Below are 26,466 nucleotides of genomic sequence, written 5' to 3'. Positions count from 1 at the left end.
TCCGTTGGGAGTTGAAATCATGGCCCCAAGCGCCATGAGTCGTGGCAGTAAGAACTGGACGAAGTCTCTTTCCGAAGCCCAGCCGGTGCCCTACTGGCTGGACGACCCCGGCAAGCCCCACCCCGAGCCCGCGCTCACCGGCGCCGAGACCTGCGACCTGCTGGTCGTGGGCGGCGGCTACAGCGGACTGTGGACCGCGCTCGTCGCCAAGGAGCGCGACCCGCAGCGGGATGTGGTGCTGCTGGAGGGCCGCGAGGTGGGCTGGGCCGCCTCGGGCCGCAACGGCGGCTTCTGCGCCGCCTCGATCACCCACGGTCTGCCCAACGGGCTCGCCCGCTGGCCGGACGAGATCCACCGGCTGGAGGAGCTGGGCGCCCGCAATCTCGACGAGATCGAGAAGGCGGTCGCCCGGCACGGCATCGACTGCGACTTCGAGCGCACCGGCGAGATCGATGTCGCCACCGAGCCGTACCAGGCGCGAGAGCTGCGCGACTGGTACGAGGAGATGGACCGCCACGGCCTCACCGACGGCGTCGAGTTCCTGGACGCCGACGCGGTCCGCGCGCAGGTCGACTCGCCGACCTTCCGGGCCGGCCTCTGGGACAAGCGGGGCGTGGCCATGCTGAACCCCGCGAAGCTCGCCTGGGGCCTGAAGCGGGCCTGTGTGCGGCTCGGCGTGCGCGTCTACGAGCACACGCCCGCGCTCACGCTGAAGCCCTACGGCGCGGGCATGGCCGTACGCACCCCCTACGGCCAGATCCGCGCCCGCCGGGTGGCGCTCGGCACCAACATCTTCCCGAACCTGGTGAAGCGGGTGCGGGCCTACACGGTCCCGGTCTACGACTACGCCCTGATGACCGAACCGCTCACGGCGGAACAGCTCGCGGCGATCGGCTGGCAGGGCCGGCAGGGGCTCGGGGACAGCGCCAACCAGTTCCACTACTTCCGGCTGTCCGCCGACAACCGGATCCTGTGGGGCGGCTACGACGCGATCTACCCGTACGGCGGCCGGGTGCGCGCCGAGTACGACGACCGCCCGGAGACCTACGCCAAGCTCGCCGGGCACTTCTTCACCTGCTTCCCGCAGCTGGAGGACGTCCGCTTCACCCACGCCTGGGGCGGCGCGATCGACACCTGCTCGCGCTTCTCGGCGTTCTTCGGCACCGCGCACCAGGGCAAGGTGGCGTACGCGGCCGGGTACACCGGCCTGGGCGTCGGCGCGACCCGGTTCGGCGCCGAGGTGATGCTGGATCTGCTGGCGGGTGAGCGCACCGAGCGGACCGAGCTGGAGATGGTCCGCAAGAAGCCGCTGCCGTTCCCGCCGGAGCCGTTCGCCTGGACCGGTATCGCGCTCACCAAGTGGTCGCTGGCCCGGGCGGACTCGCACGGCGGGCGGCGCAATCTGTGGCTGCGGACGATGGACCGGCTGGGGCTGGGCTTCGACAGCTGACAGCTGACAGCCTTGCCCGGGCCCACGGCGGCCGGCGTGATCCAGGTCACCTGAAAGAAGCGCGCGAAGTCGCGTAATGCACACCGGAGGACCTCCCTCTCCCTCGTGACGCAACCGGCGTCCACGAGAGAACCAGGGAGGTCTTTTCCATGACTGGGGCGAAGACGGCGGTCGAGTGGCTGGCATCCGTCGCACCGGATCCCGAGGCGTGCCGCTGGGAGTGGGAGCGCAACCCCCTCGGGGTCGCGCTGCTCCCGGCCGGCAAGGCCTGGGACGTGCTGATCCTGCCGGGCGCACTGGGCCCGCGCACGCTCGATGTGCTCACCCGCATCCTCGACCGGACCGGTCCGGTGCTCGCCGACCTCGGCGACGCCCGCACGGGGTTCCTGGTGCCGCCGGGCACGGCCGCGCGCTGGCTGGGCACGGGCATCCGTACGGCCGGGGCCGGCACCTGGATCGTGGTGCCGTATCCGGGCCGGGCGACCGGCGGGGTGCGCTGGCTGGTGCCGCCGGACGGGTCGGGCACGCTCACCGATCCGGCGCTGCTGGAGCTGGCGATGCACGAGGCGGCGGCGGGTCTGGCCACGGAGGAGGAACGCTGACCCTCTTGACACGATGATTGGTCTGGACCAAGTTGTGAGCGCTCCACCCCTCCAATTCCCCCATGCCCGGAGGCACTTGTGGACCGCTCCCGACCACTGGACCGGATGAGACCGCTCGCCGTGCTCACCGCCGCGGCACTGACCCTGTCCGGCCTGACCGCGCTCACGTCGGCCGCCCGTGCGGCCGACGCGGACCTGCTGCGCAACGGAGGCTTCGAAGCCGGCCTCGACGGCTGGACCTGCACGGCCGGCACGACGGTCGGCTCACCCGTACGCAGCGGCAGCTCCGCCCTGCGCGCCACCCCGGCCGGCAGCGACAACGCGCGCTGCGCGCAGACCGTGACCGTGAAACCGGACTCGGCCTACACGCTCACCGGCCATGTCCGCGGCTCCTACGTCCACCTCGGCGCGTCCGGCACCGGCACCACCGACGTCTCCGCCTGGACCCAGTCCGCCACCGACTGGCAGCAGCTCACCACCACCTTCCGCACCGGCCCCGCCACCACCCGGGTCACCGTCTACACCCACGGCTGGTACGGCACCGGCGCCTACCACGCCGACGACCTCACCCTGACCGGCCCCGGCGCCGGCCCCGCCCAGCCGCCCGCCGCCCCGACCGGCCTGCGGACCGGCACCGTCACCGCCTCCTCCGTCGCCCTGTCCTGGTCACCCGTGACCGGCGCCACCGGCTACGCCGTCTACCGCGACGGCACAAGAGTCCAGACGGCCACCGGCACCACGGCCACCGTCACCGGTCTCACCCCGTCGACGGCGTACGCCTTCCAGGTCGCCGCCGTCAACGACGCGGGCGAGTCCGCGCGCTCGGCGACGGTCACCGCGACGACCGCGCCCGGCTCCGGCGGCGGCCCCTCCGACCTCCCGCCGCACGCGCTCGTCGGCTATCTGCACGCCACCTTCGCCAACGGCTCCGGCTACACCCGGCTCGCCGACGTCCCCGACAGCTGGGACGTCATCGACCTGGCCTTCGGCGAGCCGACCTCGGTCACCTCCGGCGACATCCGCTTCACCCGCTGCCCGGTGACCGAGTGCCCGAACGTGGAGTCGGACGCCGAGTTCAAGAGCGCGATCAAGGCCAAGCAGGCGGCCGGCAAGAAGGTGCTGATCTCCATCGGCGGCCAGAACGGCCAGGTGCAGCTCACCACGACCGCCGCCCGCGACACCTTCGTCTCCTCCGTCTCGAGGATCATCGACGAGTACGGCCTGGACGGCCTGGACATCGACTTCGAGGGCCACTCCCTCTCCCTGAACGCCGACGACACCGACTTCAGGAGCCCGAAGACCCCGGTGATCGTGAACCTGATCTCGGCCCTGAAGACCCTGAAGGCGAAGTACGGCGACGGCTTCGTCCTGACGATGGCGCCGGAGACCTTCTTCGTCCAGCTGGGCCACCAGTACTACGGCACCGGCAAGTGGGGCGGCCAGGACCCGCGCGCGGGCGCCTACCTGCCCGTCATACACGCCCTGCGCGACGACCTGACCCTGCTGCACGTCCAGGACTACAACAGCGGGCCGATCATGGGCCTCGACAACCAGTACCACTCCATGGGCGGCGCCGACTTCCACATCGCCATGACCGACATGCTGCTGACCGGCTTCCCGGTCGCGGGCGACGCGAACAACGTCTTCCCGCCGCTGCGCCCGGAGCAGGTGGCGATCGGCATGCCGGCGACCACCAACGCGGGCAACGGGTACGTGGCACCGGCCGAGGTGGTCAAGACCCTCGACTGCCTGACGAGAAAGGCGAACTGCGGCTCGTACACCACCCACGGCACCTGGCCCGGCCTGCGCGGCCTGATGACCTGGTCGGTCAACTGGGACCGGTTCGGCGGCTGGGAGTTCCAGCGGACGTTCGACGGCTACTTCGGCTGAACAGGGCGGCGTAGAGGCTCAGCAGGACCGCGCCCAGGCACCAGCTGGCCGCCACGTCCAGCGGCCAGTGATAGCCGTGCCGGACCAGCCCGAGGCCCACGCCGAGATTGAGCAGGGCGCACAGCACGACCGCCGCGCGGCGGGCCGCGGCCCGCCGCAGCCACGGCAGCAGGAGCAGGGCCGCGCAGCCGTAGGCGACGACGGCGGTGGCGGTGTGGCCGGAGGGGAAGTAGCCGGTGCCGGGCGGCACGGCCGGGGTGCCGGGGCGGTCGGTCAGCTCCTTGACCGGGACCACGAACGCGGGGACGAGCGCCATGAGGACGCCCGCGGCGACGGCCGGCCGCCACCAGTGGTCCGTACCGCTGACGCGGGCCCGCCAGGCAGCGTACCCGGCCGCGACCGCCAGCACGGGGACGGCCACCGGCACGCTCCCGAGGTCGGCCAGGAACCCGGAGAGTCCGTCCGGACGGACGAGCGCCCTGCTCAGCCGCTCGTCCAGGCGCAGCAGCGGCCCGTCGGAGACGACCTGCCAGGTGCTCAGCGCGAAGAGGGCGGCGCAGAGCGGCGGCAGCAGGAGAAGGAGGAAAAAGGTCGGCCGCCCCGGAACAGGGGGGGTGGTTCCGGGGCGGCCGAACGGACCGGATCGTCGCGCGCCCCGGGGGGTATGGGGCGGGCGACCGTCCGATCGGTGAGGAGATCCGGAGCCGGAGGCCCCGGTGGTGTGCGCGAGGGCACGACCAGGTCGAAGCTGGGGAGGCCCCGGCCTGATCTCGCCCACAGTCCCCTGTGGGCGGGGTGTATCTCTCATCTGGGTAGAACCTACGGCAGCGGGGGCGGGGACGACACCCGGAACGGCGTCCTGCCATCCACCCCGCACACGTTCTTCACACCGTCTGCCGCAGGCTCCATCAGACGCGCGGGGGTCGCGCTCAGATGCGGGCGAACGCCTGCTCGATGATGTCGAGGCCCTCGTTCAGCAGGTCGTCGCCGATCACCAGCGGCGGCAGGAAACGCAGCACGTTGCCGTAGGTGCCACAGGTCAGGACCAGCAGGCCCTCGGCGTGGCAGGCCTTGGCGAGCGCGGCGGTCGCCTCCGGGTTCGGCTCCTTGGTGGTGCGGTCCTTGACCAGCTCGATGGCGATCATGGCGCCGCGGCCGCGGACGTCGCCGATGATGTCGAACTTCTCGGCCATGGCGGTGAGGCGGCCCTTCATGATCGCCTCGATGTGCTTCGCCTTGGCGTTGAGGTCCAGCTCCTTCATCGTCTCGATCGCGCCGAGCGCACCGGCGCAGGCGACCGGGTTGCCGCCGTAGGTGCCGCCCAGGCCGCCCGCGTGCGCGGCGTCCATGATCTCGGCGCGGCCGGTGACGGCGGCCAGCGGCAGACCGCCGGCGATGCCCTTGGCGGTGGTGATCAGGTCCGGGACGATGCCCTCGTCCTCGCAGGCGAACCACTGGCCGGTGCGGCAGAAGCCGGACTGGATCTCGTCCGCGACGAACACGATGCCGTTGTCATTGGCGAACTTCACGATCTCCGGCAGGAAGCCCTTGGCCGGCTCGATGAAGCCGCCCTCGCCGAGCACCGGCTCGATGATGATCGCGGCGACGTTGTCGGCGCCGACCTGCTTGCTGATCTGGTCGATGGCCTGCTTGGCGGCCTCCGGGCCCGCGTTCTCCGGGCCGGTCGGCCAGCGGTAGCCGTAGGCCACCGGCACGCGGTAGACCTCGGGCGCGAACGGACCGAAGCCGTGCTTGTACGGCATGTTCTTCGCGGTCAGCGCCATCGTGAGGTTCGTACGGCCGTGGTAGCCGTGGTCGAAGACGACGACGGCCTGGCGCTTGGTGTACGCACGGGCGATCTTGACGGCGTTCTCGACGGCCTCGGCGCCCGAGTTGAACAGCGCGGTCTTCTTGGCGTGGTCACCCGGGGTGAGCTCGGCGAGGGCCTCGGCGACCTCCACGTAGCCCTCGTACGGGGTGACCATGAAACAGGTGTGGGTGAAGTAGGCGAGCTGGGCGCTCGCGCGGCGCACCACGGCCTCGGCGGAGGCGCCGACCGAGGTCACGGCGATGCCGGAACCGAAGTCGATCAGGCGGTTGCCGTCGACGTCCTCGATGATGCCGCCGCCCGCGCGGGCCGTGAACACCGGCAGCACCGAGCCCACGCCCTGCGCGACCGCGGCGAGGCGTCGGGTCTGAAGCTCCTGCGACTTCGGGCCGGGAATGGCGGTGACGACGCGGCGCTCCTGCGGAAGTGCGGTCATGAGGGCTCCTGGGGGGTGTTTCCGGACTCTTGCCTTCTTTTCTCGCAGGTTAAGACGGGCGGCAGGGGGTCGGCATGCTCCATGTGGGCGTTGTCGGCGCGGCGGGTTGTCCGGGATGGACATAGGGGGCCCGTACGGGGACTTTCCTGCGGCGGGCGGGTGCCGTCGGTGCGCCCCGCCGCGCAATCGGTGAACTCCCTTTGCCGGGGCGTTAGATTGACTCGCTGATGGTGGACAGGGCGCACACGGACGCGATGTCGGACGGAACGGCTGGTCAGGGGGCAAGGGCGATGGACAGCGACGGAACCCGGGACGCGCGGGGCACGCACGCCAATCCGGTACCGCGTCCGGCGGGACCACCGGACTTCCCGGCGATGCCACCCCGCCCCCCGGCGGCACCGGCGATGCCCCCGCTCCCCGACGGCTCGGCCTTCCTGAACTGGCTGCGCACCCCCCGGCCCGAGGCCGCGCCCGGCGTGTGGCGCTTCGGACACCGGCCGCGCCCCGCGGAGGAACCGGAGGTGGTCCCCGGCCGGCAGCTCCTCAGCGGCGCGCTGATCGCGTTCCTCGTCGGCTGGCTGATCTGGTCGCTGCTGTGGAACGGCTACCTCGGCGGCTGGTGGCTGCTGCCGCTGTACGCGATGATCCCCGACTCCTGGGCCCAGCCGCACAGCTTCGCCGCCGTCGTGGTCGTCTACGCCTACTACGTGATCGTCGGCCTGGCCATCGCGGTCGGCGTCGGCCGGCTCGGCCGCTGGGGTGAACTGTGGCGCCGCTACGGCCCGCCCGCCTGGCGCCGCTCCGCCCCCGCCACGAGCCACCGGCCGCCCGCCCCCGAGCAGGACCCCGCCGAATGGCCCGCGCTGCGCGCCGCCGGGGCCGGCGACGCCGCCGACCGGCTCGCCACCGAGGCCCGCCAGGGCCTGATGCGGGACGTGGACCACGCCCGGATCGCCCGCGCCTGGCACGGCGTGCGCAACGGCCGGCACAGCCTGGCCACCTTCACCGGCGCCGTCCTGCGGGAGGGCTCCGCCGCCTGCCCGCACCCCTCCGGCGCCCGCGACCTGCCCGGCCGCCAGGCCCGGCACGACCTGCTCACCGGCCAGGTGCGGCTCGGCACCACCGCCGACGACCCGCGCAACCCCTACGCCTACCGGGGCACCGGCCTCGCCCTCGGCCCCGAACTGCTCGGCACCTCCCTGCTCGCCGTCGGCCCGGCCGGCTCCGGCAAGACCGGCACCCTGGTCCGGCCGCTCGCCGAGTCGCTGTGCCTGCACGCGCTCGCCGGACGGGCCGCGGTGGTCGTGGTCGGCGCGGCGGGCGCCGGACTCGGCCCGGCCGACGCCTACGACGTCGTCGTCCGCGTCGGCAACCCCGACTCGGAGTACGACCTCGACCTCTACGGCGGGACGACGGACCCCGACGAGGCCGCGGCCATACTGGCCGAGGCCCTGGCCGGCGATCTGACCGACCCGCACCCCGGCAGCGACAGCCGCCGCTCCACCACCGTCCTCGCCCAGCTGCTCGGCCCGTTCCGCGCGGTCCACGACCGGTTCCCGTCCGTGCCCGAACTGCGCCAGCTGCTCGACGGCACGCCCGGGCCGCTGGCCGCGCTGCGCGCCGCCCTGGAGAACGCGGGCCGGGAGTCGCTGCTGCGGGAGCTGGACGCGCGCGAGCGGCAGCTGGCGCACCCCGGCGATGTCAGCGGCGTGCTGGCCGACCGGATCGCGCTGCTCGACCGCCCCGCCTTCGCGGGCTTCTTCGACACCTCCGGCCAGACCCGGCCGTTCTCCCTGAAGGCCCTCGACCACCCGGTGCGGGTCCGCATCGACCTGCCGGCCCGCGGTCACGCGGACGCCTCCCGGATCCTGGCCCGGCTGGTGCTGGCGCAGTTCACGGCGAGCGTCGCGGTCCGCGAGGACCGCTCGCTGTTCGCCTGCCTGCTCCTGGACGACGCGACCGGCGTGGTCACACCGGAGGCGGTGCGCGGCATCCAGCGGCTGCGCTCGGCCAACGCGGGCGCGGCCCTCACCCTGCGCACCCTGGACGACGTACCGCGCCCGCTGCGCGGCCCGCTGCTCGGCGCCACCGGCTGCCGCGTCGCGCTGTCCGGCCTCACCCCGTGGGACGGACAGGACTTCGCCGACGTGTGGGGCAAGGAGTGGACCGAGGCGCGCGACGTCACCGACCGGCAGATCATCGCCGAGACGCCCGCCGGGAAGGCCGTGCACATGCTGCGCCGGGTGATCACCGGCAAGGCGCCGACCGCGCGGGCGGTGACCGTACGGCAGGTCGAGCGGGAGCGCTGGTCCGCCTCCGAACTGGCGCACGCGGTGCCGCCGGGGCACGCGGTACTGTCGCTGACCACGGTCCAGGGGGAGCACGCGCCGCCGCTGCTGGTGGACCTGCGGGGGTGAACCGGCGGTCGGGGACCGTACGGTGAGGCAGAATCGAAGGGGCCGTTCATACGCGGCGGCCAAAAGATCACTCACCCGCTCCCCAATCGAAGGCCGAAGGCCGTATGCCTCCCACGCTCGCCTCCCTCGTCCACCACTCGGCGCTCAAGCTGACCGTGCGGGCGGGCGGGGACCGTCTCGACGTACCCGTGCGCTGGGCGCACGTCAGCGAGCTGGCCGACCCCGTGCCGTACATGGAGGGCGGTGAGCTGCTGCTGATCACCGCCCTCAAACTCGACGCGGAGGACCCGGAGGCGATGCGCCGCTATGTGCGGCGGCTGGCCGGCGCGGGCGTCGTGGGCCTCGGCTTCGCCGTCGGCGTGAACTACGACGACATCCCCAAGGCGATGGTCGACGCGGCCGAGGACGAGGGCCTGCCGCTGCTGGAGGTCCCCCGCCGCACCCCGTTCCTGGCGATCACCAAAGAGGTCTCGGCCGCCATCGCCGCCGACCAGTACCGCGCGGTGACGGCCGGCTTCGCCGCCCAGCGGGAGCTGACCAAGCAGGCCCTGGGCGACGGCCCCGAAGGCCTGCTCGGCGCGCTCGCCGCCCAGGTCGACGGCTGGGCGGCGCTCTACGACGCCTCCGGCGCGGTCGTCGCGGCGGCCCCGGACTGGGCCGGCCGCCGCGCCGCCCGCCTCACCGCCGACGTCGAACGGCTGCGCGACCGCCCGGCCCCGGCCAGCTCCGTCGTGGGCGGCCCGGACCACGAGGACCGCGTGGAACTCCACTCCATCGGCACCGGCCGCCGCCCGCGCGCGGCCCTGGCGGTGGGCACCGCGGCCGCCCTCGGCACCGCCGAGCGCTACGCCGTCCACTCGGCGATCGCCCTCCTCACCCTCACCACGGAACGCTCCCGCTCCCTGCACGCCGCCGAACAGCGGATCGGTACGGCGGTGCTGCGGATGATGCTGGCCGGCGAGCCGGACCACGCCCGCGCGGTGGCGGGCGACCTGTACGGCGGCCTCCTCGACGCCCCGTTCCGGGTGATCGTCGCCGAGGGTGAGGCCGGCGTGGGCGCGCTCGCCGAGGCCGTGGAGTCCGCCGCCGCCCGGGCCGGCGAGTCGGTGCTGGTCGTGCCGGAGGGCGAGCGCCTGGTCGTCCTGGCCGCGGACGGCGGCGCGGCGGTGCACGCCTGCGGCGAGTACGCGGCGGGCGTGGAGGCGGCCCGCGGCGGCGCGCGCGAATCCGCACCGGCGGCCGAGGAGGACGACCTCGTGGCCGGGCTCTCGGCGCCCGCGGGCCCCATCGCCGCGGCCGCCGCCTACAAGCAGGCGGAAGCGGCCCTCTCGGTGGCCCGGCGCCGCGGCCGCATCCTCGTCGAGCACGAACAGCTGGCGGCCGGCTCGGTCCTCCCGCTGCTCGCCGACGACGCGGTCAAGGCCTTCGCCGACGGCCTCCTGCGCGCCCTGCACGAACACGACGCCACCGGCCGCGGCGACCTCGTCGCCTCCCTGCGCGCCTGGCTCTCCCGCCACGGCCAGTGGGACGCCGCGGCCGCCGACCTCGGCGTCCACCGCCACACCCTGCGCTACCGGATGCGCCGCGTGGAGGAGATCCTGGGCCGCTCCCTGGACGACCCGGACGTCCGGATGGAGCTGTGGCTGGCGTTGAAGGCGACGGCGGGGGAGCAGTAGGCGGGGGCGCGGCCCCGTCCTCGGCCGCGGGCGGCGAGGGGCGCGATCGAACGAGGGCCAGGTGCCCGCGACGGTCCAAACCGGCGCACCCCCACCCCCCACCACTACGTTTCGGACAAGCCCTCCGCCGCCGTCACGCCCCTACCGTGGACCCCGACAGCAAGCACACCCCCCAACGCGGAAGGGCACGGGCCACGAACATGAGCTCCACCCACGCCTTCTGGCTCGCCGGCCGTCCGGTCACCGGCGAGGGCACCTTCGACGTCAGCTCCCCGTGGGACGGCCGGCTGGTCGGGCAGGTCAGCGTGCCCACCGACGCACAGGTCGAGGAGGCCGTGGCCGCCGCGTACGCGGTGCGCGACGAGTTCGCGGCCACGCCCGCCCACGTCCGCGCCGCCGCGCTCGACCACGTCAGCAAGCGGCTCGTCGAGCGGACCGAGGAGATCGCCCAGCTGATCTCCGCCGAGAACGGCAAGCCGATCAAGTGGGCCCGCGGCGAGGTCGGCCGCGCGGTGTCCGTGTTCCGGTTCGCGGCCGAGGAGGCCCGGCGGTTCAACGGTGGCGAGGCGCAGCGCCTCGACACCGACGCCGGCGGCCAGGGCCGGCTCGCGCTCACCCGGCGCTTCCCGAAGGGTGTCGTGCTCGGCATCGCGCCGTTCAACTTCCCGCTGAACCTGTGCGCCCACAAGGTCGCCCCGGCCATCGCCGCCGGCGCGCCGATCATCCTCAAGCCCGCGCCCGCCACCCCGCTGTCCGGCCTGATCCTCGGCGAGCTGCTGGCCGAGACCGAGCTGCCCGCCGGTTCCTGGAGCATCCTGCCGGTGCCGAACGAGGCCATGCCCGCCCTCGTCCAGGACGAGCGGCTGCCCGTGATCTCCTTCACCGGCTCCGAGAAGGTCGGCTACGCGATCATGGACTCGGTGCCGCGCAAGCACTGCACCCTGGAGCTGGGCGGCAACGGCGCGGCGGTCGTCCTCGCCGACTTCGCCTCCGACGCCGACCTCGACTGGGCCGCGACCCGCATCGCGACCTTCTCGAACTACCAGGGCGGCCAGTCCTGCATCTCCGTGCAGCGCGTGATCGCCGACGCCTCGGTCTACGAGCGTCTGCTGCCGCGGATCGTCGCCGCCGTCGAGGCGCAGGTCACCGGTGACCCCTCCGACTCCGCCACCGACGTCGGCCCGCTGGTCAGCGAGGACGCCGCCAAGCGTGTCGAGTCCTGGGTCGACGAGGCCGTCGCCGCCGGCGCCGCGCTGCTGACCGGCGGCAAGCGCGACGGCGCCTCGTACGCGCCGACCGTCCTCACCGACGTGCCGGCCGGCACCACCCTCGCCTGCGAGGAGGTCTTCGGACCCGTCCTCACCGTGCAGAAGGTGGACGGCGAGGCCGAGGCGTTCGCCGCCGTCAACGACTCCAAGTACGGCCTCCAGGCGGGCGTGTTCACGCACGACCTCCAGGCCGCCTTCCGCGCCCACCGCGCCCTCGAGGTCGGCGGCGTCGTCATCGGCGACGTGCCGTCCTACCGTGCCGACCAGATGCCGTACGGCGGCGCCAAGCAGTCCGGCGTGGGCCGCGAGGGCGTCCGGTTCGCGATGGACGACTACACCTACGAGCGCGTTCTCGTGCTCACCGGTATCGCCCTCTGACCTGCCACGGACAGGCCCGAGGGGAACGGCCGCAGCCCACTGTGCGGGGGCTGCGGCCGTTTTTTCTGCCTGTCGGCCTGATCCGGACCCTCAACCGGAGAAGCCGACGTGCGCGAGCCGCAGTGGGCCGCGCAGTCCGATGCGGACGTCGTGGACGCCGTCCGTGACGAGAGCGGTGGTCACCGCCGTGTAGTCGTACGGGCCGGAGGTCGGGGCCGGGAGCGTCAGGGTCGCCAGCACCGGGCCGCCGTCCAGCGACAGCTCCACCGTGCCGCCCTCGCCCGCCACCTCGGCGGTCACCTCCGTCACGCCCGCGCCGAAGTCGCACGCCAGATAGAGCAGTTCGCCGTTGTCGCCGGTCACCGCGTCGCCCGACACCTTCGTCCGGTCGACGATCTCCGTACCCCTCTGCTCGTCGAAGTCGGCCGCCTCCAGGCCGCGTTCGACCACCGGGCGCGGCGCGGCGGGCTCGCCGTCCGGCGTCACCGTCGTCCGCAGGCGGACGTCCTCGCTGGAGGCGCCCACCAGCAGCTCGTACGGGCCCGGGTCCAGGCGCCATCCGCCGCGGGCCACGTCCCAGAACTCGAGGGCGCGTGACGGGACGTCGAAGGACAGCTCCTTCGTCTCGCCCGGTGCCAGGGTGATCCGGGCGTGGTCCAGCAGCTCCCGGCGCGGCCGGATCACCGACGGGTCCGCCGCCCGCCCGTAGAGCTGAGCGACCTCGTCGGCGGTCACCGCGCCGGTGTTGGTGACCGAGAAGGAGACGTGTACCGCCTCGTCCGTCACCCGCGCCGACAGGCCGGCGTAGGCGAAGTCCGCGTACGACAGGCCGTGGCCGAACGGGAACAGGGGCGTGCCCTCGAAGTACAGGTACGTCTGGCGGCCGCCGATCACGTCGTAGTCGAGGAGGCCGGGCAGGTCGGTGTCGTCGGCGTACCAGGTCTGCGGCAGGCGGCCTGCGGGGGAGACGTCGCCGGCGAGGACACGCGCCAGGGCGGTGCCGGCGGCCTGGCCGCCGTGGGCGGTCCACAGCAGGGCCGGCAGCTCGGCGGGGTCGACCGCGTACGGGTAGGCCGACACCAGGGTGAGCACGGTGTTCGGGTTGGCGGCGCGGGCGGCGCGCAGCAGGCGGCGCTGGTGCTCGGGCAGCGTCAGCGTCGTACGGTCCTCGGTCTCGCGGCCGTTGAGGTGCGGGTCGTTGCCCGCGATCACCACGACCACGTCCGCCCCGGCCGCGACCCGCGTCACCGCGTCCTCGCCGCGTTCCGTGACCAGCAGCTCGAAGACCGCCGGGGGCTCCGATCCGGAGGCAACCTTCACGCCGTCGGCGGCGACACAGACGTGCCGACCCGTACCCAGATGCCGCAGGAGGTGGCCGTGTCCGTGGGGTTCCAGGCGGAACGTCTCCTGGACGACCCAGCCGCCCGGCTGGTCGGCGGCGGCGCGCACATGGCCGTCCTCGGCGACGGAGAGGTAGCGGCCGTCGGGTGCGCGGAAGGTCAGCACGTCCTCGCCCCAGTCGATCAGGGCCAGCTCGGTGCCGGTGGCGTCGGTGGTGAGCGGCGGCAGGTCGGTGCGGCCGGCGAGCAGCGCCGGGTCGAGCGCGCCCTCGGCGCCGCGCGCCCGGTCGTCCGCCTCCTCGGCCGGCGGGACGTGCAGGAACGTACCGTCGGACGTCTTCAGCCGGACCCGGTCCACGCCCTCCGCGAAGGACACCCGCTCGGCGCCGAACCGCTCGTACAGGCCTTCCAGCGGGGTGGAGCGGTGCAGGAGGCTGCCGCTGTACCAGTCGAGCTTGCACTCGTCGGCGAGCAGGCCGACCACGGCGATCCGGGTACCGGGCGCGAGCGGCAGCAGGCCGTCGTTCTTGAGCAGGACGACCGCCTGCTCGGCCGCCTCCCGCGCGAGTTCGCGGTGCTCCGGGGTGTCGAAGGCGCCCGGGTCCTCGTGGCCGTCGAACTCGCCGAGGCGGAAGCGCACGGAGAGCTGGCGGCGCACCGCGGTGTCGAGGTCCGCCTCCGTCAGCAGACCCCGCTCCAGCGCCCCGCGCACCCGGCCGGTGATCTTCGAGCTGTCGGTGCCGTGGTCGGTGAAGCTGTCGACGCCGGCGAGCAGCGCGGCGGCCGTGGCCTCCTCGTGGGTGTCGAAGTAGTGCTCGGAGTCGACCAGGTTGGAGGGCGCGCCCGCGTCCGAGCAGACCAGCAGCTCCTCGTCGGTCCAGGTGCGCAGGTGCTCGCGCAGATGCGGGGAGACGTGGTTGGGGCGGCCGTTGACCAGGTTGTACGCCGGCATCACCCCGGCCACCGCGCCGGCCTCGACGGCCTCGCGGAAGGCCCGCAGGTCGTACTCGTGGAGCACGCGCGGGCGGACCGAGGACGAGGAGGTGTCCCGGTCGGTCTCGTTGTTGTGCGCGAGCCAGTGCTTGAGGACCGGCGCGGTGCGCCAGTACACCGGGTGGTCGCCGCGCAGACCGCGCGTGTACGCGGTGGCGATCGCCGAGGTCAGCTTGGGGTCCTCGGAGTAGCCCTCCTCGTTGCGGCCCCACAGCGGATGGCGCAGCAGGTTCACCGTCGGCGCCCAGACGTTGAGGCCGACGCGCTCGTCGCGGGCCCGCATCGCGCGGATCTCCTTCGACACCGCGTCCCCGACCCGCCGCACCAGGTCCGGGTTCCAGGTCGCGCCGAGGCCGACCGCCTGCGGGAACACCGTCGCCGGGCCCATCCAGGCGACGCCGTGCAGGGCTTCCTGGCCGGTGCGGAAGGCGGCGACGCCGAGGCGGTCCACGGCCGGGGCGAACTGGTGCAGGAAGGCGACCTTCTCGTCGAGCGTGAGCCGCGACAACAGGTCGTCGATGCGCTTCGCGAACGGCAGCTGCGGATCGCGGAAAGGCGGCGTAGGCGGCGTTTGTGCGGTCACGTGGGGTTCCCCTTGCGATGGAGCGGCGAGGCGCTTTCGAAGCGCTTCGATGCTCATTCGCCTCACCGTCGGGTGTCAAGACATCGCGGGGCAACAACTCCGAGACGCCACCGACATTACAAGGGGTGTACGACGGCGCCGGTGGCCCTGGGCCCGGGCCCGCACCTCCGAGGAACTTTGGAAACGACCCTTGTGCGCCCTCCGGGGTTCACTTAACCTCGCAGCAACATCGAAGCGCTTCGACTGCATACGGTTTCAGAAGTCGAAGGAACGCTTCAGCTCAGCCAGTTCCACTCAAGACACCGCAGCCGACGGCCCCACCGCCGGGTGTCCTGGTGCGCCACGAAGGGTTGACGCAATGACGCCGAACGCCGCTTCCGCCTCCTCCGGCCGGAGCCGGAGAAGCTTCCTCGCCTCCACGGCGGTCGCCACCGCAGCGGTGGCCGGGGGCATGCCGCTGCTCGCCGCCTGTGGCGGTTCGGACGACGGCGACTCCCGCGAAGGGACCACGTCGGGCAAGAAGGCCCAGAAGCTGCTGCCGGCCTACGTCGCCAGCAACGTCGTGGCGCCGGACATCCCGGCGAAGAACGGCTCCGCCATCGGCTTCACCCGGGCACTGGACATCGCAGACCTCAAGACCTCGGTGCCGAAGAAGCTCGGCAAGGGCGGCTCCCTCAGGATCATGTCGCCGTTCTGGGGCTCGCCGCCGAAGGGCGACAACCCTTACTACAAGGCGATGAACGACCTGATCGGCGTGGACATCTCCTGGCAGAACCAGGACGGCATCACCTACGACGAGAAGCTGGGCGCGGTCCTCGCCTCCAGCGACATGCCCGATGTCGTGGTGATCCCCAGCTGGAACATGGGCGGCAAGATACCCAGCGCCATCATCAGCAAGTTCGCCGACCTCGGCCCCTACCTCTCCGGCGACGCGGTCAAGAAGTACCCGAACCTCGCCGCCATCCCGACCGAGGCCTGGCAGTACTCCATCTTCGGCGGCAAGCTGCGCGGCCTGCCCCAGCCCGCCCCGTCCGTCACCGGCATCGTGCCCTTCTACCGCAAGGACGTCTTCGACAAGGAGGGCTGGGAACTTCCGGGCACCGCGGACGAGTTCCTGTCCCTCGCCAAGGACATCACCAACGCCAAGGCGAAGGTGTGGGCCTGCGACGACATGAAGTGGACCGCCTTCAACATCTTCGGCGTGCTGTCCGGCAGCGAGAAGCCGCTCGGCTGGCACCGGATCGACGGCAAGCTGGTCTACCGCGTCGAGACGGACGAGTACCTGGAAGCGCTGGAGTGGACGCGCAAGCTCTACGCGGCCGGGGTGGTCCACCCCGACGCCAGGGCGGCCACCCAGGGCACCTCGGCCGACCGGTTCACCTCCGGCCAGGTGCTGATCTACAACAACAACATCTCGGACTGGTGGGGCAAGATGGCCGAGCAGTCCACCCAGAACCCGGACTTCCGGATCTCCGGCATGGACATCTTCGGCCACGACGGCGGCGACCCGCAGCTGTGGGCCGGCTCCCCGGCGGGCATCTTCGCCTTCGTCAACAAGAAGGCGTCCAAGGCCGTCATCGAGGACGTGCTGGCCGCCGCGAACGTCACCGCCGCCCCGTACGGCACCAAGGAGTACATGCTCACCAACTACGGGGTCGAGGGCACGCACTACACGGTCGAGAACGGCCTGCCCACCAAGAACGACAAGGGCAACCAGGAGGTCGTCAACGCCTATGTGATGCTCGCCAGCCCCGCCCCCACCATCGCGCACCCGGACTTCCCGGACATCGCGAAGGAGCAGGTGGAGTGGCAGCAGCGGATGGGCGGCTTCACCAGGAAGTCGGCCTTCTGGGGCATGCAGATCACCGAGCCGTCCCGCTACACCAACCTCTCCAACGACTTCGAGCAGCTGGAGGACGACATCGTCCGCGGCCGCAAGAAGATCGCCGACATGCAGCAGGCCGTCGCGGACTGGAAGTCGCAGGGCGGCGACAAGCTGCGCGACTGGTACCAGAAGCTGCTCGACGACAACGGTTCCGCGCAGTGATCCGGGGCTGAGGCAAGGGAGAAGCCCGTGTCGCACAGCACGGTGCCTCGCAGCAGGAGCGAGGCGAAGACGAACGAGGCCGGGGCCCCGGCGGTGGAACCGCCGCCCGGGCGGGGCCCGGACAGACGCCCGGGGCGGCTGAGCCTGCGGTTGAGGTTCCGCCGCGACCGCACACTGCTCCTGATGACCCTGCCGGCCGTCGTGCTGGTCCTGATCTTCAACTACATACCGATCCTCGGGAACGTCGTCGCCTTCCAGGAGTACGACCCGTACATCAGCGACAACGGCTTCATCGCCGTCCTGGAGAGCCCCTGGGTGGGCTTCGAGCAGTTCCAGCGGATCTTCGAGGACTCGGCGTTCTGGGACGCCGTACAGAACACCCTGGTGCTGTTCCTCCTCCAGCTGGTGCTGTTCTTCCCGGTCCCGATCCTGCTCGCGCTGCTCATCAACAGCGTGATCAGGCCCCGGGTGCGGGCGGTGTCCCAGGCGATCCTCTACCTGCCGCACTTCTTCTCCTGGGTGCTGGTCATCACCGTCTTCCAGCAGATCTTCGGCGGCGCCGGGATCATCGCGCAGACCCTGCGCGAGCACGGCCACGAGGGCTTCGACCTCATGACCGACCCCGGGATCTTCAAGTTCCTGGTGACGGCGGAGGGCGTCTGGAAGGACGCCGGCTGGGGCATCATCGTCTTCCTCGCCGCGCTCGCCTCCGTCAGCCCCGACCTGTACGAGGCGGCGGCCATGGACGGCGCCGGACGCTGGCGGCGGATGTGGCACGTCACGCTGCCCGCCCTGCGCCCGGTGATCGCGCTGCTGCTGGTGCTGCGCGTCGGCGACGCCCTCACCGTGGGCTTCGAGCAGATCCTGCTGCAACGCGACGCGGTCGGGCCCGGCGCGGCGGAGGTCCTCGACACCTATGTGTGGTGGAACGGCGTCCGCAACCAGGACTTCAGCTACGCCGCCGCCGCGGGCCTGATCAAGGGGCTGGTGAGCGTGGTCCTCGTCCTGGCGGCGAACAAGGTGGCCCACTTCATGGGCGAGCAGGGGGTGTACAAGAAGTGACCGCCGTCATCGACAAGCCGGTGCGCGAGCCCCGCTGGTGGGATGCCCCGCCCCGGCCCGTGTGGGAGGAACGGCCCAGCGGCGCCGGCATCGCGGGCAAGGGGATCGTGCTCGCCGCGGCCTGCCTGGCCGTGCTGTTCCCGCTGTGGATCGTGGTCGTCACCAGCCTGTCCTCGAAGAGGACCATCACCGAGGCCGGCGGCCTGGTGGTGATCCCCAAGGACATCACCTTCATCGCCTACCAGGAGCTGCTGAGCGGCGGTCAGGTCACCCGCGCCGCCCTCGTCAGCCTGGGCGTCACCCTCGTCGGCACGCTGTTCTCGATGACGGTGTCCGTCCTCGCCGCCTACGGCCTGTCCCGCACCGGCTCGCTCGGACACCGCTGGCTGCTGATGACACTGCTCGCGACGATGTTCTTCGGTGCCGGACTCATCCCCACCTACCTGCTGGTGCAGTCGCTGGGCCTGACCGACACCTATCTCGCGCTGATCCTGCCGAGTGCCGTCAGCGTCTTCAACATCCTGGTGCTGCGCGGGTTCTTCATGAACATCTCGCCCGAGCTGGTCGACAGCGCGCGCATCGACGGCGCCGGCGACTGGCGCATCCTGTGGAAGATCGTGATGCCGCTGTCGCGGGCCGTCATCGCGGTGATCACGCTGTTCTACGCGGTCGGCTACTGGAGCGCCTGGTTCAACGCGTCGATCTACCTGAGCGACCAGGACATGATGCCGCTCCAGAACGTGATGATCCAGCTGGTGCAGAAGCAGGAGCAGCCGGTCGGGATGAGCCAGGCCATCAAGACCGGGCAGATCTCGGCGCTGGCCGTGCAGATGGCGGTCATGGTGCTGGCGCTGCTGCCGGTGGCCGTCGTCTCGCCGTTCGTCCAGAAGCACTTCAAGAAGGGGATGCTGACAGGAGCGGTGAAGGGCTGAGGCCCGGGCGGCGGAGTGCGGGCCGCTCCTCTGCGGCACCGCTCCTCTGCGGCATCGTTCCTCTCCGGCACCGCTCCTCTGCGGCGCCGCTCCCGTCCGACATCGCTCCGTTCCGGCACCGCCCTTCTCCGGCCCGCTCTTGCCCGACAGCGCTGCTTTCTGGCGCCGCGGGCCGACGCCGCTCCTGTCCGTCGTCGGCCGCGAGCCCGTCGTGGCGCGTCGCGCGGTTCCCCGCGCCCCTGGGCCGGCGCCGTGATCGCCGGGTCGTCGCGCGGGCGGCAACCCGTCGGCGCCGGGCCGCGCGTCCCGTCTCCCGCCGGATCCCGGGCGCAGCAGACCCGGTCCACGACTCCAACCCTGCGAGGTACTCCATGCACGCCTCCCCGCTCAGCCGCCGCAGCGTCCTCGCCGGGACCGCTGCCGCCGCCGCGGTCACCGCGCTTCCGGCGTTCCACGGGTCGGCCCGGGCCGCCGCGACCGACGCCGCCTACCGCTGGCGCAACGTCGTCATCGGCGGCACCGGCTTCATCACCGGAGTGCTCTTCCACCCCTCCGTGCGCGGCCTCGCCTACGCCCGCACCGACATCGGCGGCGCCTACCGCTGGGAGGAGCGTGCCGCCCGCTGGACGCCGCTGACCGACCACATCGGCTGGGACGACTGGAACCTGCTCGGCGTCGAGGCGATGGCCGTGGACGCCGCGCACCCCGACCGCCTCTACCTGGCCGTCGGCACGTACTCCCAGGCCTGGGCCGGCAACGGCGCGGTGCTGCGCTCCGCGGACCGGGGCAGGACCTGGCAGCGCGCCGACCTCACCGTGAAGCTCGGCGCCAACGAGGACGGCCGGGGCGCGGGGGAGCGGCTGCTGGTCGACCCGCGCGACAGCGACACCCTGTGGCTCGGCACCCGGCACGACGGGCTGCTGCGGTCCACCGACCGGGGCGCCACCTGGGCGCCGGCGCCCGGCTTCCCCCCCGCCCCGTCCGCCACCGGCCAGGGCGTCACCTTCCTGGTCGCGGCGGGCCGGACGCTCTACGCCGGCTGGGGCGACGGCGACGGCACGGCAGCCAACCTCTTCCGCACCGCCGACGGCGCCACCTGGGAGGCCGTGCCCGGCCGGCCCACCGGCGCCTCCGCCAAGGTTCCGATCCGCGCCGCCCACGACCGCCACACCCGCGAGCTGTACGTGACGTACGCCGACGCGCCCGGACCCAACGGGCAGTCCGACGGCAGCGTGCACAAGCTGTCCACCGCGAGCGGCGGATGGACCGAGGTGACACCGGTGAAGCCGGGCGGCACCTCGGCCGACGGCTCGGCGGACACCTTCGGCTACGGCGGCGTCGCCGTCGACGCCCGCCGCCCCGGCACCGTCGTCGTCTCCACCAACAACCGCTGGGCCGCCGTCGACACGCTGTACCGCTCCACGAACGGCGGCCGCACCTGGACCTCCCTCAAGGACTCCGCCGTCCTCGACGTGTCCGAGACGCCGTACCTGAAGTGGGGCGGCGAGAAGCCCAAGTTCGGCTGGTGGATCCAGGCGCTCGCCGTCGACCCGTACGAATCGCACCACATCGTCTTCGGCACCGGCGCCACCCTCTACGGCACCCGGGACCTGAAGCACTGGGCCCCCCGGATCCGCGGTCTGGAGGAGAGCGCGGTCCGCCAGCTGATCTCGCCGCCGGCCGGCGAGGCACACCTGCTCAGCGGGCTCGGGGACATCGGCGTGATGTACCACGAGCGGCTCACCGCGTCCCCGTCGCGGGGCATGGCCACGAACCCGGTCTTCGGCTCGGCGACCGGGCTCGCACAGGCCGCCGCGAAGCCGTCGTACGTGGTGCGCGCCGGCTGGGGCGACCAGGGCAACGGCGCGTTCTCGCAGGACGGCGGCCGCACCTGGGCGCCCTTCGCGAGCCAGCCCGACCTGGCGAGGAGCGCGCCGGGACCGATCGCCGCCAACGCCGACGGGACCGTCCTGCTGTGGACGTTCGTGCACTGGGACGGCACCCGGTATCCGGCCCACCGCTCGGCGGACAACGGGGCCACCTGGACCGAGGTCGCCTCCTTCCCGAAGGGCGCCACACCGGTCGCCGACCCCGTCGACCCGACGGTGTTCTACGCCTACGACACCGACGCCGGAACCCTGCTCGCCAGCACCGACGGCGGCCGCACCTTCGCCGCCCGGGCCCGCGGACTGCCGTCGGGCGACAGCCAGTTCAAGGTGGCCGCGGCTCCCGGGCGCTCCGGAGACCTGTGGCTGAGCGCCAAGTGGAACGGCCTGTACCGCTCCACCGACGGCGGCGCGAGCTTCCACAAGGTCGACAGCTGCTGGGCCTCCTACACCCTCGGCTTCGGCAAGGCCGCCGACGGCGCCGACTACCCGGCGATCTACCAGGTCGGCGCGACGGACGCGAACACCGTCGTGCAGCGCTCCGACGACGGCGCGAAGACCTGGACGCGGATCAACGACGACGCCCACCAGTGGGGCTGGACCGGCGAGACGATCACCGGCGACCCGCGGGTGTACGGCCGGGTCTACCTCGCCACCAACGGACGTGGAATCCAGTACGGAGAGCCCATCTGATGCCCTCGACGCACAAGCCCGGCCTGCACGACGCCACCCGCGGCCGACTGCTCTTCGGCGGCGACTACAACCCGGAGCAGTGGCCCGAGGAGACCTGGCACGAGGACGTCCGGCTGATGAAGGACGCCGGGGTCAACTCCGTCACCCTCGGCGTCTTCTCCTGGTCCACGCTCGAACCCGAGCCGGGAGCACGGGAGTTCGGCTGGCTGGACACCCTGATGGACCTGATGCACGAGCACGGCATCGGTGTCGTCCTCGCCACCCCCACCGCCTCGCCCCCGCCCTGGCTCGGCCGGCTGCACCCCGACACGCTGCCCCGGGACGCCGACGGACGGGTCGAGCACTGGGGCGGCCGCCAGCACTTCTCGCACTCCAGCGCCGTCTACCGCCGCCACGCCGCCGCCGTCACCGAGGACCTGGCCGCCCGCTACGGCGCCCACCCGGCCCTCACGATGTGGCACATCAACAACGAGTACTGCACCTTCGACCACGGCGACGAGGCCGCCGCCCGCTTCCGCACCTGGCTCCGGGCCCGGTACGGCACCCTCGACGCCCTCAACACCGCCTGGGGCACCGCCTTCTGGAGCCAGGGCTACGACACCTGGGACGGCGTGATCCCGCCGCGCCGCGCCCACTACCTGCACAACCCCGCCCAGGTGCTGGACTTCCGGCGCTTCACCTCCGACATGCTGCTGGAGTGCTGCACCGCCGAGCGGGACATCGTCCGCCGGCACAGCCCGCACCTGCCGGTCACCACCAACTTCATGCCGCTGTGGACGGGCCAGGACGGCTGGCGCTGGGCCGAGGAGGAGGACGTCGTCTCCGTCGACCTCTACCCCGACCCGCGCGACCCGCTCGGCGCCCAGCACGGCGCCCTCGTCCAGGACCTGACCCGCTCCCAGGCCGGCGGCCCGTGGATGCTGATGGAGCAGGCGGCCGGGCCGGTCAACTGGCGCGGCGTCAACCACCCCAAACCGCGCGGCCTCAACCGGCTCTGGTCCCTCCAGGCGGTGGCGCGCGGCGCGGACGCCGTCTGCTACTTCCAGTGGCGCCAGTCCCGGCAGGGCGCGGAGAAGTTCCACTCCGGGATGGTCAGTCACGCCGGCGAGCGGGGCCGCACCTTCCAGGAGGTCAAGCGGATCGGCGCGGACCTCGCCAGGCTCGGCGAGGTCACCGGCACCGGCATCACGGCCGACGTCGCGATCCTGCACGACTGGCACTCCTGGTGGGCCGGCGCCCAGGAGGGCCGCCCGTCCACCCGCGTCGACCACGCCGACGTGCTGCACGCCTGGCACCGCGCCCTGTGGGAGGCCCACCTCACCACCGACTTCGCCCACCCCGAGCACGATCTGAGCCGCTACCGCCTGGTCGTCGTCCCGCAGCTCTATCTCCTCACGGACACGGCGATCGAGAACCTGCTCGGCTACGTCCGCCAGGGCGGCACCCTCGTCTCCGGCTTCCTCACCGGCGTCGCCGACGAGGACGACCGGGTCCGCCCCGGCGGCATGGACGCCCGGCTGCGCGAACTGTTCGGCATCCGCGTCCTGCACGAGTGGTGGCCGCTGGACGCCGACGAGCGAGCCGAGTGCGACGGCTTCAGCGGCACGCTGTGGTCGGAGGAGATCGAGGCCGCCGACGACGTCACCGAGACCGTGCCCTACAAGGGCGGCGAGCTGGACGGACTGCCCGCCGTGCTGCGCAGGGACCGCGCCTGGTACCTGTCGACGCTGCCCGAGCCGGAGGCGCTGCGCGCCCTGCTGGCCCGGGCCGCCGCCCAGGCCGGCGCCCGCCCGGTCCTCGACGGCCTCCCGGACCAGGTGGAGGCGGTGCGCCGCGGCGAGCTGCTGTTCGTGCTCAACCACGGGCGCGAACCGGTCGCCGTGCCGGTGCCCGGCCGCCACCACGACCTGCTCACCGGTACCACGGTGACGGACGAGGTCCGCCTGGACCGCTACGGCGTGGCGGTGCTGCGGCCGTGAGCGGCACACCCGTGCACGCCACCTGGGAGCCGCGCCCGGCCGCCCGCTGGGAGGACGCCTTCCTCAGCGGCAACGGCCGCCACGGCGCCCTCGTGTTCGGCGATCCGGCCGACGACCGGGTCGTCGTCACCCACCACACCCTCGTCCGCCCCACCGGAGACGAGCGGCACCGCCGTCCGCCCGAGCTGGCCGCCGGGCTCCGCGCCCTCCAGGACCGGCTGCTCGCCGGCGACCTGACCGCCGCCGAGTCCTTCACCGACGGCCGCCCGCTCCAGTGGGTGCGCCCCTTCCACCCCGCCTTCCAGACCAGGCTGCGCCGGGCGGACACCGCCGACGGCGGCTACCACCGGTCCGTCGACTTCGCCACCGGCGAGGTGACCGCCGTGCGCGGCGCCTGGACCAGCCGTGTCTTCGTCTCCCGCGCCGACGACGTGATCGTCCAGCGGATCACCGCACCGGACCTCACCGCCGACCTCCGCCTGGACCCGCGCCTGCCCGGCGCCCCGCACTCCCTCGGCATCGGCGAGGGCGCCGTCCTCACCGCCGACGGCGCCCTGCTCAGCATGCGCGTGCGCTACCCGTCCGGCGACCTCGCCTACACCGGCGTCACCCTGGCCGTCGTCGACGGCGGCACGACCACGCTCACACCCCCGGGCGCCCGGATCGAGGGCGCGGCCTCCCTCCTGCTGCTCACCCGCCTCCGCCGACACACCGGCGAGCTGGACGTGCCGGCCGAGGGCCGCGCCCTGCGCGACCTGCTCGCCGGACAGTCCTACGACGACCTGCGCGCCCGGCACACCGCCGAGCACCGCACCGCCTACGCCCGCGTCACCCTCGACCTCGCCGCCGACCCGGCCGAACGCGCCCTGCCCGGCTCCCAGCTGCTGACCCGCCCCCGCAGCCGGGCCCTGCTGGAGAGGCTGTTCGCCGCCGGCCGCTACCACCTGCTGTCCGCCAGCGGCCTGTTCCCGCCCCGCCTGACCGGCCTGTGGACCGGCGACTGGAACACCGCCTGGTCCGGCGCCTTCACCAACGACGCCAACCTGAACCTCCAGACCGCCTCCGCGGCCGCCGCCGCCCTGCCCGAGGTCACCGAGGCGCACGCCACCCTCGTCCACGGCCAGCTGGCCGACTGGCGGGACAACGCCCGCGCGGTCTTCGGCACCCGCGGAGCGGTCGCGCCCGCGCACACCGACGGCGAGTCCGGGCACGCCTACCACTTCAGCCGCGAGTACCCGCTGCACCTGTGGACCGCGGGCGCCGACTGGCTGCTCAAGCCGCTCGTCGACCACGACGAGGTGCACGGCACCCGCGACCCGCGCACCGCCGCCGCGCTCGCCGAAGCCGCCGTCTTCTACGAGGACTTCCTCACCCGCACCGACACCGACGGCCGGCTCGTCGTCGTGCCCTCCTACTCACCGGAGAACCGCCCGGCGAACGGCGGCTGGGGCGCGCTGAACGCCGCCATGGACCTCTCCGCCGCCCGGCACGCCCTGCTCACCGCCGCCGCCTACCACCCCGAGCACGCCGACCGCTGGCGCGCCCTCGCCGACCGGCTCCCACCGCACCGGATCAACGCGGACGGCGCCCTCGCCGAATGGGCCCGGCCGGGCCTGGACGACTCCTACGACCACCGCCACCTCAGCCATCTGTACGGCGTGTGGCCGCTGGACGAGATCACCCCCTACGACACCCCGGACCTGGCGGCCGCCGCCCACCGGGCGCTCGACCTGCGCGGCGCCGAGAACGACTCCGCGCACGGCCATCTCCACCACGCCCTGATCGCCGCCCGGCTGCGCGACGGCGACCGGGTCGCGCACGCCCTCGACCAAGTGCTCGCCGGCGACTTCTTCCACGCCTCGCTGATGAGCGCGCACTACCCGAAGCGCGACGTCTACAACGCGGACGCCGCGCACACCCTGCCCGCCGTGCTGATCGAGGCGCTGGTGCACTCCACCCCCGGCCGCCTCGTCCTGCTGCCCGCCCTCCCGGACCACCTCACGGCGGGCGAACTGCGGGGCGTGCGCACCCGGTTCGGGGCCGAGATCGACCTCGCCTGGAGCCGCGGGCGCGCGACCGCGGTCGTCCGGCCCTCCCGCACCGTCCGCGTGGACCTCAGAACCCCCTCCGGCGCCGAGCCGCTCGACCTGGTCGCCGGAGAGGACCGCGTCCTCGACCTGAGGACGTGACCACCCCCCCGCACCTCCCCCCACCCATGGAAGGGACACCATGGCAACACACACACGGAGCAGGATCACCCGCGCGATGCTGGCCCCCGCCCTCGCGATCGGGGCCACCGTCGGCCTCGCCTCCGCCCCCGCCCAGGCAGCCGTCTGGAACACCTGCGACCAGTGGGGCAACACCACCCTGAACGGCTACACCCTCTACAACAACATCTGGGGCTCCGGCGCCGGCAGCCAGTGCGTCTGGGCCAACTCCGGCACCAACTGGGGCGTCTGGGCCGACCACCCGAACACCGGCGGCATCAAGTCGTACCCCAACGCCAAGAAGGTGATCAACAAGTCGATCACCTCCCTGACCTCGCTCACCAGCAGCTACAACGTCACCGTCCCGTCGTCCGGCGCGTACAACAGCTCGTACGACATCTGGGACACCGACTACGACTACGAGATCATGCTCTGGGTCAACCACAACGGCGCCGTCGGTCCGCTCGGCACCGCCCAGGGCTCCGTCACGCTCGGCGGCCACACCTGGAACGTCTACAAGGGGAACAACGGCGCCAACGAGGTCTTCTCGTTCCTGCGCACCTCGGACTCCAGCTCCGGCACGGTGAACATCCTGCCGATCCTGAAGTGGATCAAGGACACCAAGGGCTGGATGGGCAACGAGACCATCGGTGACGTCCAGTTCGGCTACGAGATCACCTCGTCGTCCGGCGGTCTGGAGTTCGTCACCAACAACCTGACGGTCAGCGGCGGCTGAACCCCGCCCGCCCCCTGAACGTGCGGCCGGTCCCGTAGGGGAGGGACCGGCCGCACTCGCGTC

Annotated in this window: 16 protein-coding genes; 13 read left to right on the top strand and 3 right to left on the bottom strand. The window is 72.8% G+C overall.

The annotated features are described in order from the left end of the window. Positions 1–19: 19 nt before the first annotated feature. The 3 genes from ABT232_RS07220 (at position 20) to ABT232_RS07210 (ending at position 3,942) form a co-directional block, all read left to right on the top strand. Complete coding sequence (locus tag ABT232_RS07220) at positions 20–1,450, top strand: NAD(P)/FAD-dependent oxidoreductase (protein ID WP_351837095.1); 1,431 nt, start codon at positions 20–22, stop codon at positions 1,448–1,450. 149 nt (positions 1,451–1,599) lie between these two features. After that, positions 1,600–2,052, top strand: a complete 453-nt coding sequence (locus ABT232_RS07215; protein WP_351837092.1) for a hypothetical protein — start codon at positions 1,600–1,602, stop codon at positions 2,050–2,052. Positions 2,053–2,157: 105 nt separating this feature from the next. Further along, the gene (locus tag ABT232_RS07210) at positions 2,158–3,942 is read left to right on the top strand and encodes a chitinase (protein WP_351837089.1); all 1,785 of its coding nucleotides are present in this window, start codon (positions 2,158–2,160) and stop codon (positions 3,940–3,942) included. Here the strand turns inward: ABT232_RS07210 and ABT232_RS07205 are convergent. Together ABT232_RS07205 and gabT are read right to left on the bottom strand one after the other, a co-directional pair. Beyond that, a complete protein-coding gene (locus ABT232_RS07205) occupies positions 3,881–4,363 on the bottom strand; it encodes a phosphatase PAP2 family protein (protein ID WP_351837086.1) in 483 nt (160 codons plus the stop codon). The genes ABT232_RS07210 and ABT232_RS07205 overlap by 62 nt on opposite strands. A gap of 508 nt (positions 4,364–4,871) precedes the next feature. After that, on the bottom strand, positions 4,872–6,206 hold the full coding sequence (gabT, locus tag ABT232_RS07200; RefSeq protein ID WP_351837084.1) for a 4-aminobutyrate--2-oxoglutarate transaminase: 1,335 nt from the start codon (positions 6,204–6,206) through the stop codon (positions 4,872–4,874). 290 nt (positions 6,207–6,496) lie between these two features. Here gabT and ABT232_RS07195 point away from each other — a divergent pair, with 290 nt between their 5' ends. The 3 genes from ABT232_RS07195 to ABT232_RS07185 all read left to right on the top strand — a co-directional run bounded on the left by ABT232_RS07195 (position 6,497) and on the right by ABT232_RS07185 (position 11,945). Next, positions 6,497–8,623, top strand: a complete 2,127-nt coding sequence (locus ABT232_RS07195) for an ATP-binding protein (RefSeq protein ID WP_351837081.1) — start codon at positions 6,497–6,499, stop codon at positions 8,621–8,623. A 104-nt stretch (positions 8,624–8,727) separates the two neighbouring features. Next, positions 8,728–10,299, top strand: a complete 1,572-nt coding sequence (locus ABT232_RS07190) for a PucR family transcriptional regulator (RefSeq protein ID WP_351837079.1) — start codon at positions 8,728–8,730, stop codon at positions 10,297–10,299. A 200-nt stretch (positions 10,300–10,499) separates the two neighbouring features. After that, positions 10,500–11,945 carry an aldehyde dehydrogenase family protein gene (locus ABT232_RS07185; protein WP_351837076.1) on the top strand — a complete coding sequence of 482 codons (1,446 nt, stop codon included), beginning with the start codon at positions 10,500–10,502 and terminating at the stop codon, positions 11,943–11,945. A 90-nt stretch (positions 11,946–12,035) separates the two neighbouring features. Here ABT232_RS07185 and ABT232_RS07180 read toward each other — a convergent pair whose 3' ends face one another. Further along, positions 12,036–14,861 carry a glycoside hydrolase family 3 C-terminal domain-containing protein gene (locus tag ABT232_RS07180; protein ID WP_351837073.1) on the bottom strand — a complete coding sequence of 942 codons (2,826 nt, stop codon included), beginning with the start codon at positions 14,859–14,861 and terminating at the stop codon, positions 12,036–12,038. 358 nt (positions 14,862–15,219) lie between these two features. On the opposite strand from ABT232_RS07180, the gene ABT232_RS07175 reads away from it, so the two are divergent. The 7 genes from ABT232_RS07175 to ABT232_RS07145 all read left to right on the top strand — a co-directional run bounded on the left by ABT232_RS07175 (position 15,220) and on the right by ABT232_RS07145 (position 26,403). After that, positions 15,220–16,908, top strand: coding sequence for a type 2 periplasmic-binding domain-containing protein (locus tag ABT232_RS07175; protein ID WP_351837070.1), 1,689 nt, complete (start codon positions 15,220–15,222; stop codon positions 16,906–16,908). A gap of 27 nt (positions 16,909–16,935) precedes the next feature. Further along, entirely contained in the window at positions 16,936–17,970 is a 1,035-nt protein-coding gene (locus ABT232_RS07170) for an ABC transporter permease (protein WP_351837068.1), read from the top strand. Next, positions 17,967–18,902 (top strand): carbohydrate ABC transporter permease, encoded by a 936-nt coding sequence (locus ABT232_RS07165; protein ID WP_351837065.1) that lies wholly within the window; start codon positions 17,967–17,969, stop codon positions 18,900–18,902. The genes ABT232_RS07170 and ABT232_RS07165 overlap by 4 nt, the downstream gene beginning before the upstream one ends. 371 nt (positions 18,903–19,273) lie before the next feature. Then, positions 19,274–21,481 (top strand): WD40/YVTN/BNR-like repeat-containing protein, encoded by a 2,208-nt coding sequence (locus ABT232_RS07160; RefSeq protein ID WP_351837062.1) that lies wholly within the window; start codon positions 19,274–19,276, stop codon positions 21,479–21,481. After that, a complete protein-coding gene (locus tag ABT232_RS07155; RefSeq protein WP_351837059.1) occupies positions 21,481–23,460 on the top strand; it encodes a beta-galactosidase in 1,980 nt (659 codons plus the stop codon). Before ABT232_RS07160 ends, ABT232_RS07155 begins: the two co-directional genes overlap by 1 nt. Next, complete coding sequence (locus tag ABT232_RS07150; RefSeq protein WP_351837056.1) at positions 23,457–25,649, top strand: glycosyl hydrolase family 95 catalytic domain-containing protein; 2,193 nt, start codon at positions 23,457–23,459, stop codon at positions 25,647–25,649. Before ABT232_RS07155 ends, ABT232_RS07150 begins: the two co-directional genes overlap by 4 nt. 40 nt (positions 25,650–25,689) lie before the next feature. After that, entirely contained in the window at positions 25,690–26,403 is a 714-nt protein-coding gene (locus ABT232_RS07145; RefSeq protein ID WP_351837053.1) for a glycoside hydrolase family 12 protein, read from the top strand. Positions 26,404–26,466 lie beyond the last annotated feature (63 nt).

This window comes from Streptomyces sp. NPDC001532, from assembly GCF_040298625.1.
Taxonomy (GTDB): Bacteria; Actinomycetota; Actinomycetes; order Streptomycetales; family Streptomycetaceae; genus Streptomyces.
The sequence above is the reverse complement of the archived record's forward strand: the minus strand, read 5'-3'. Positions and strand labels throughout refer to the sequence as shown.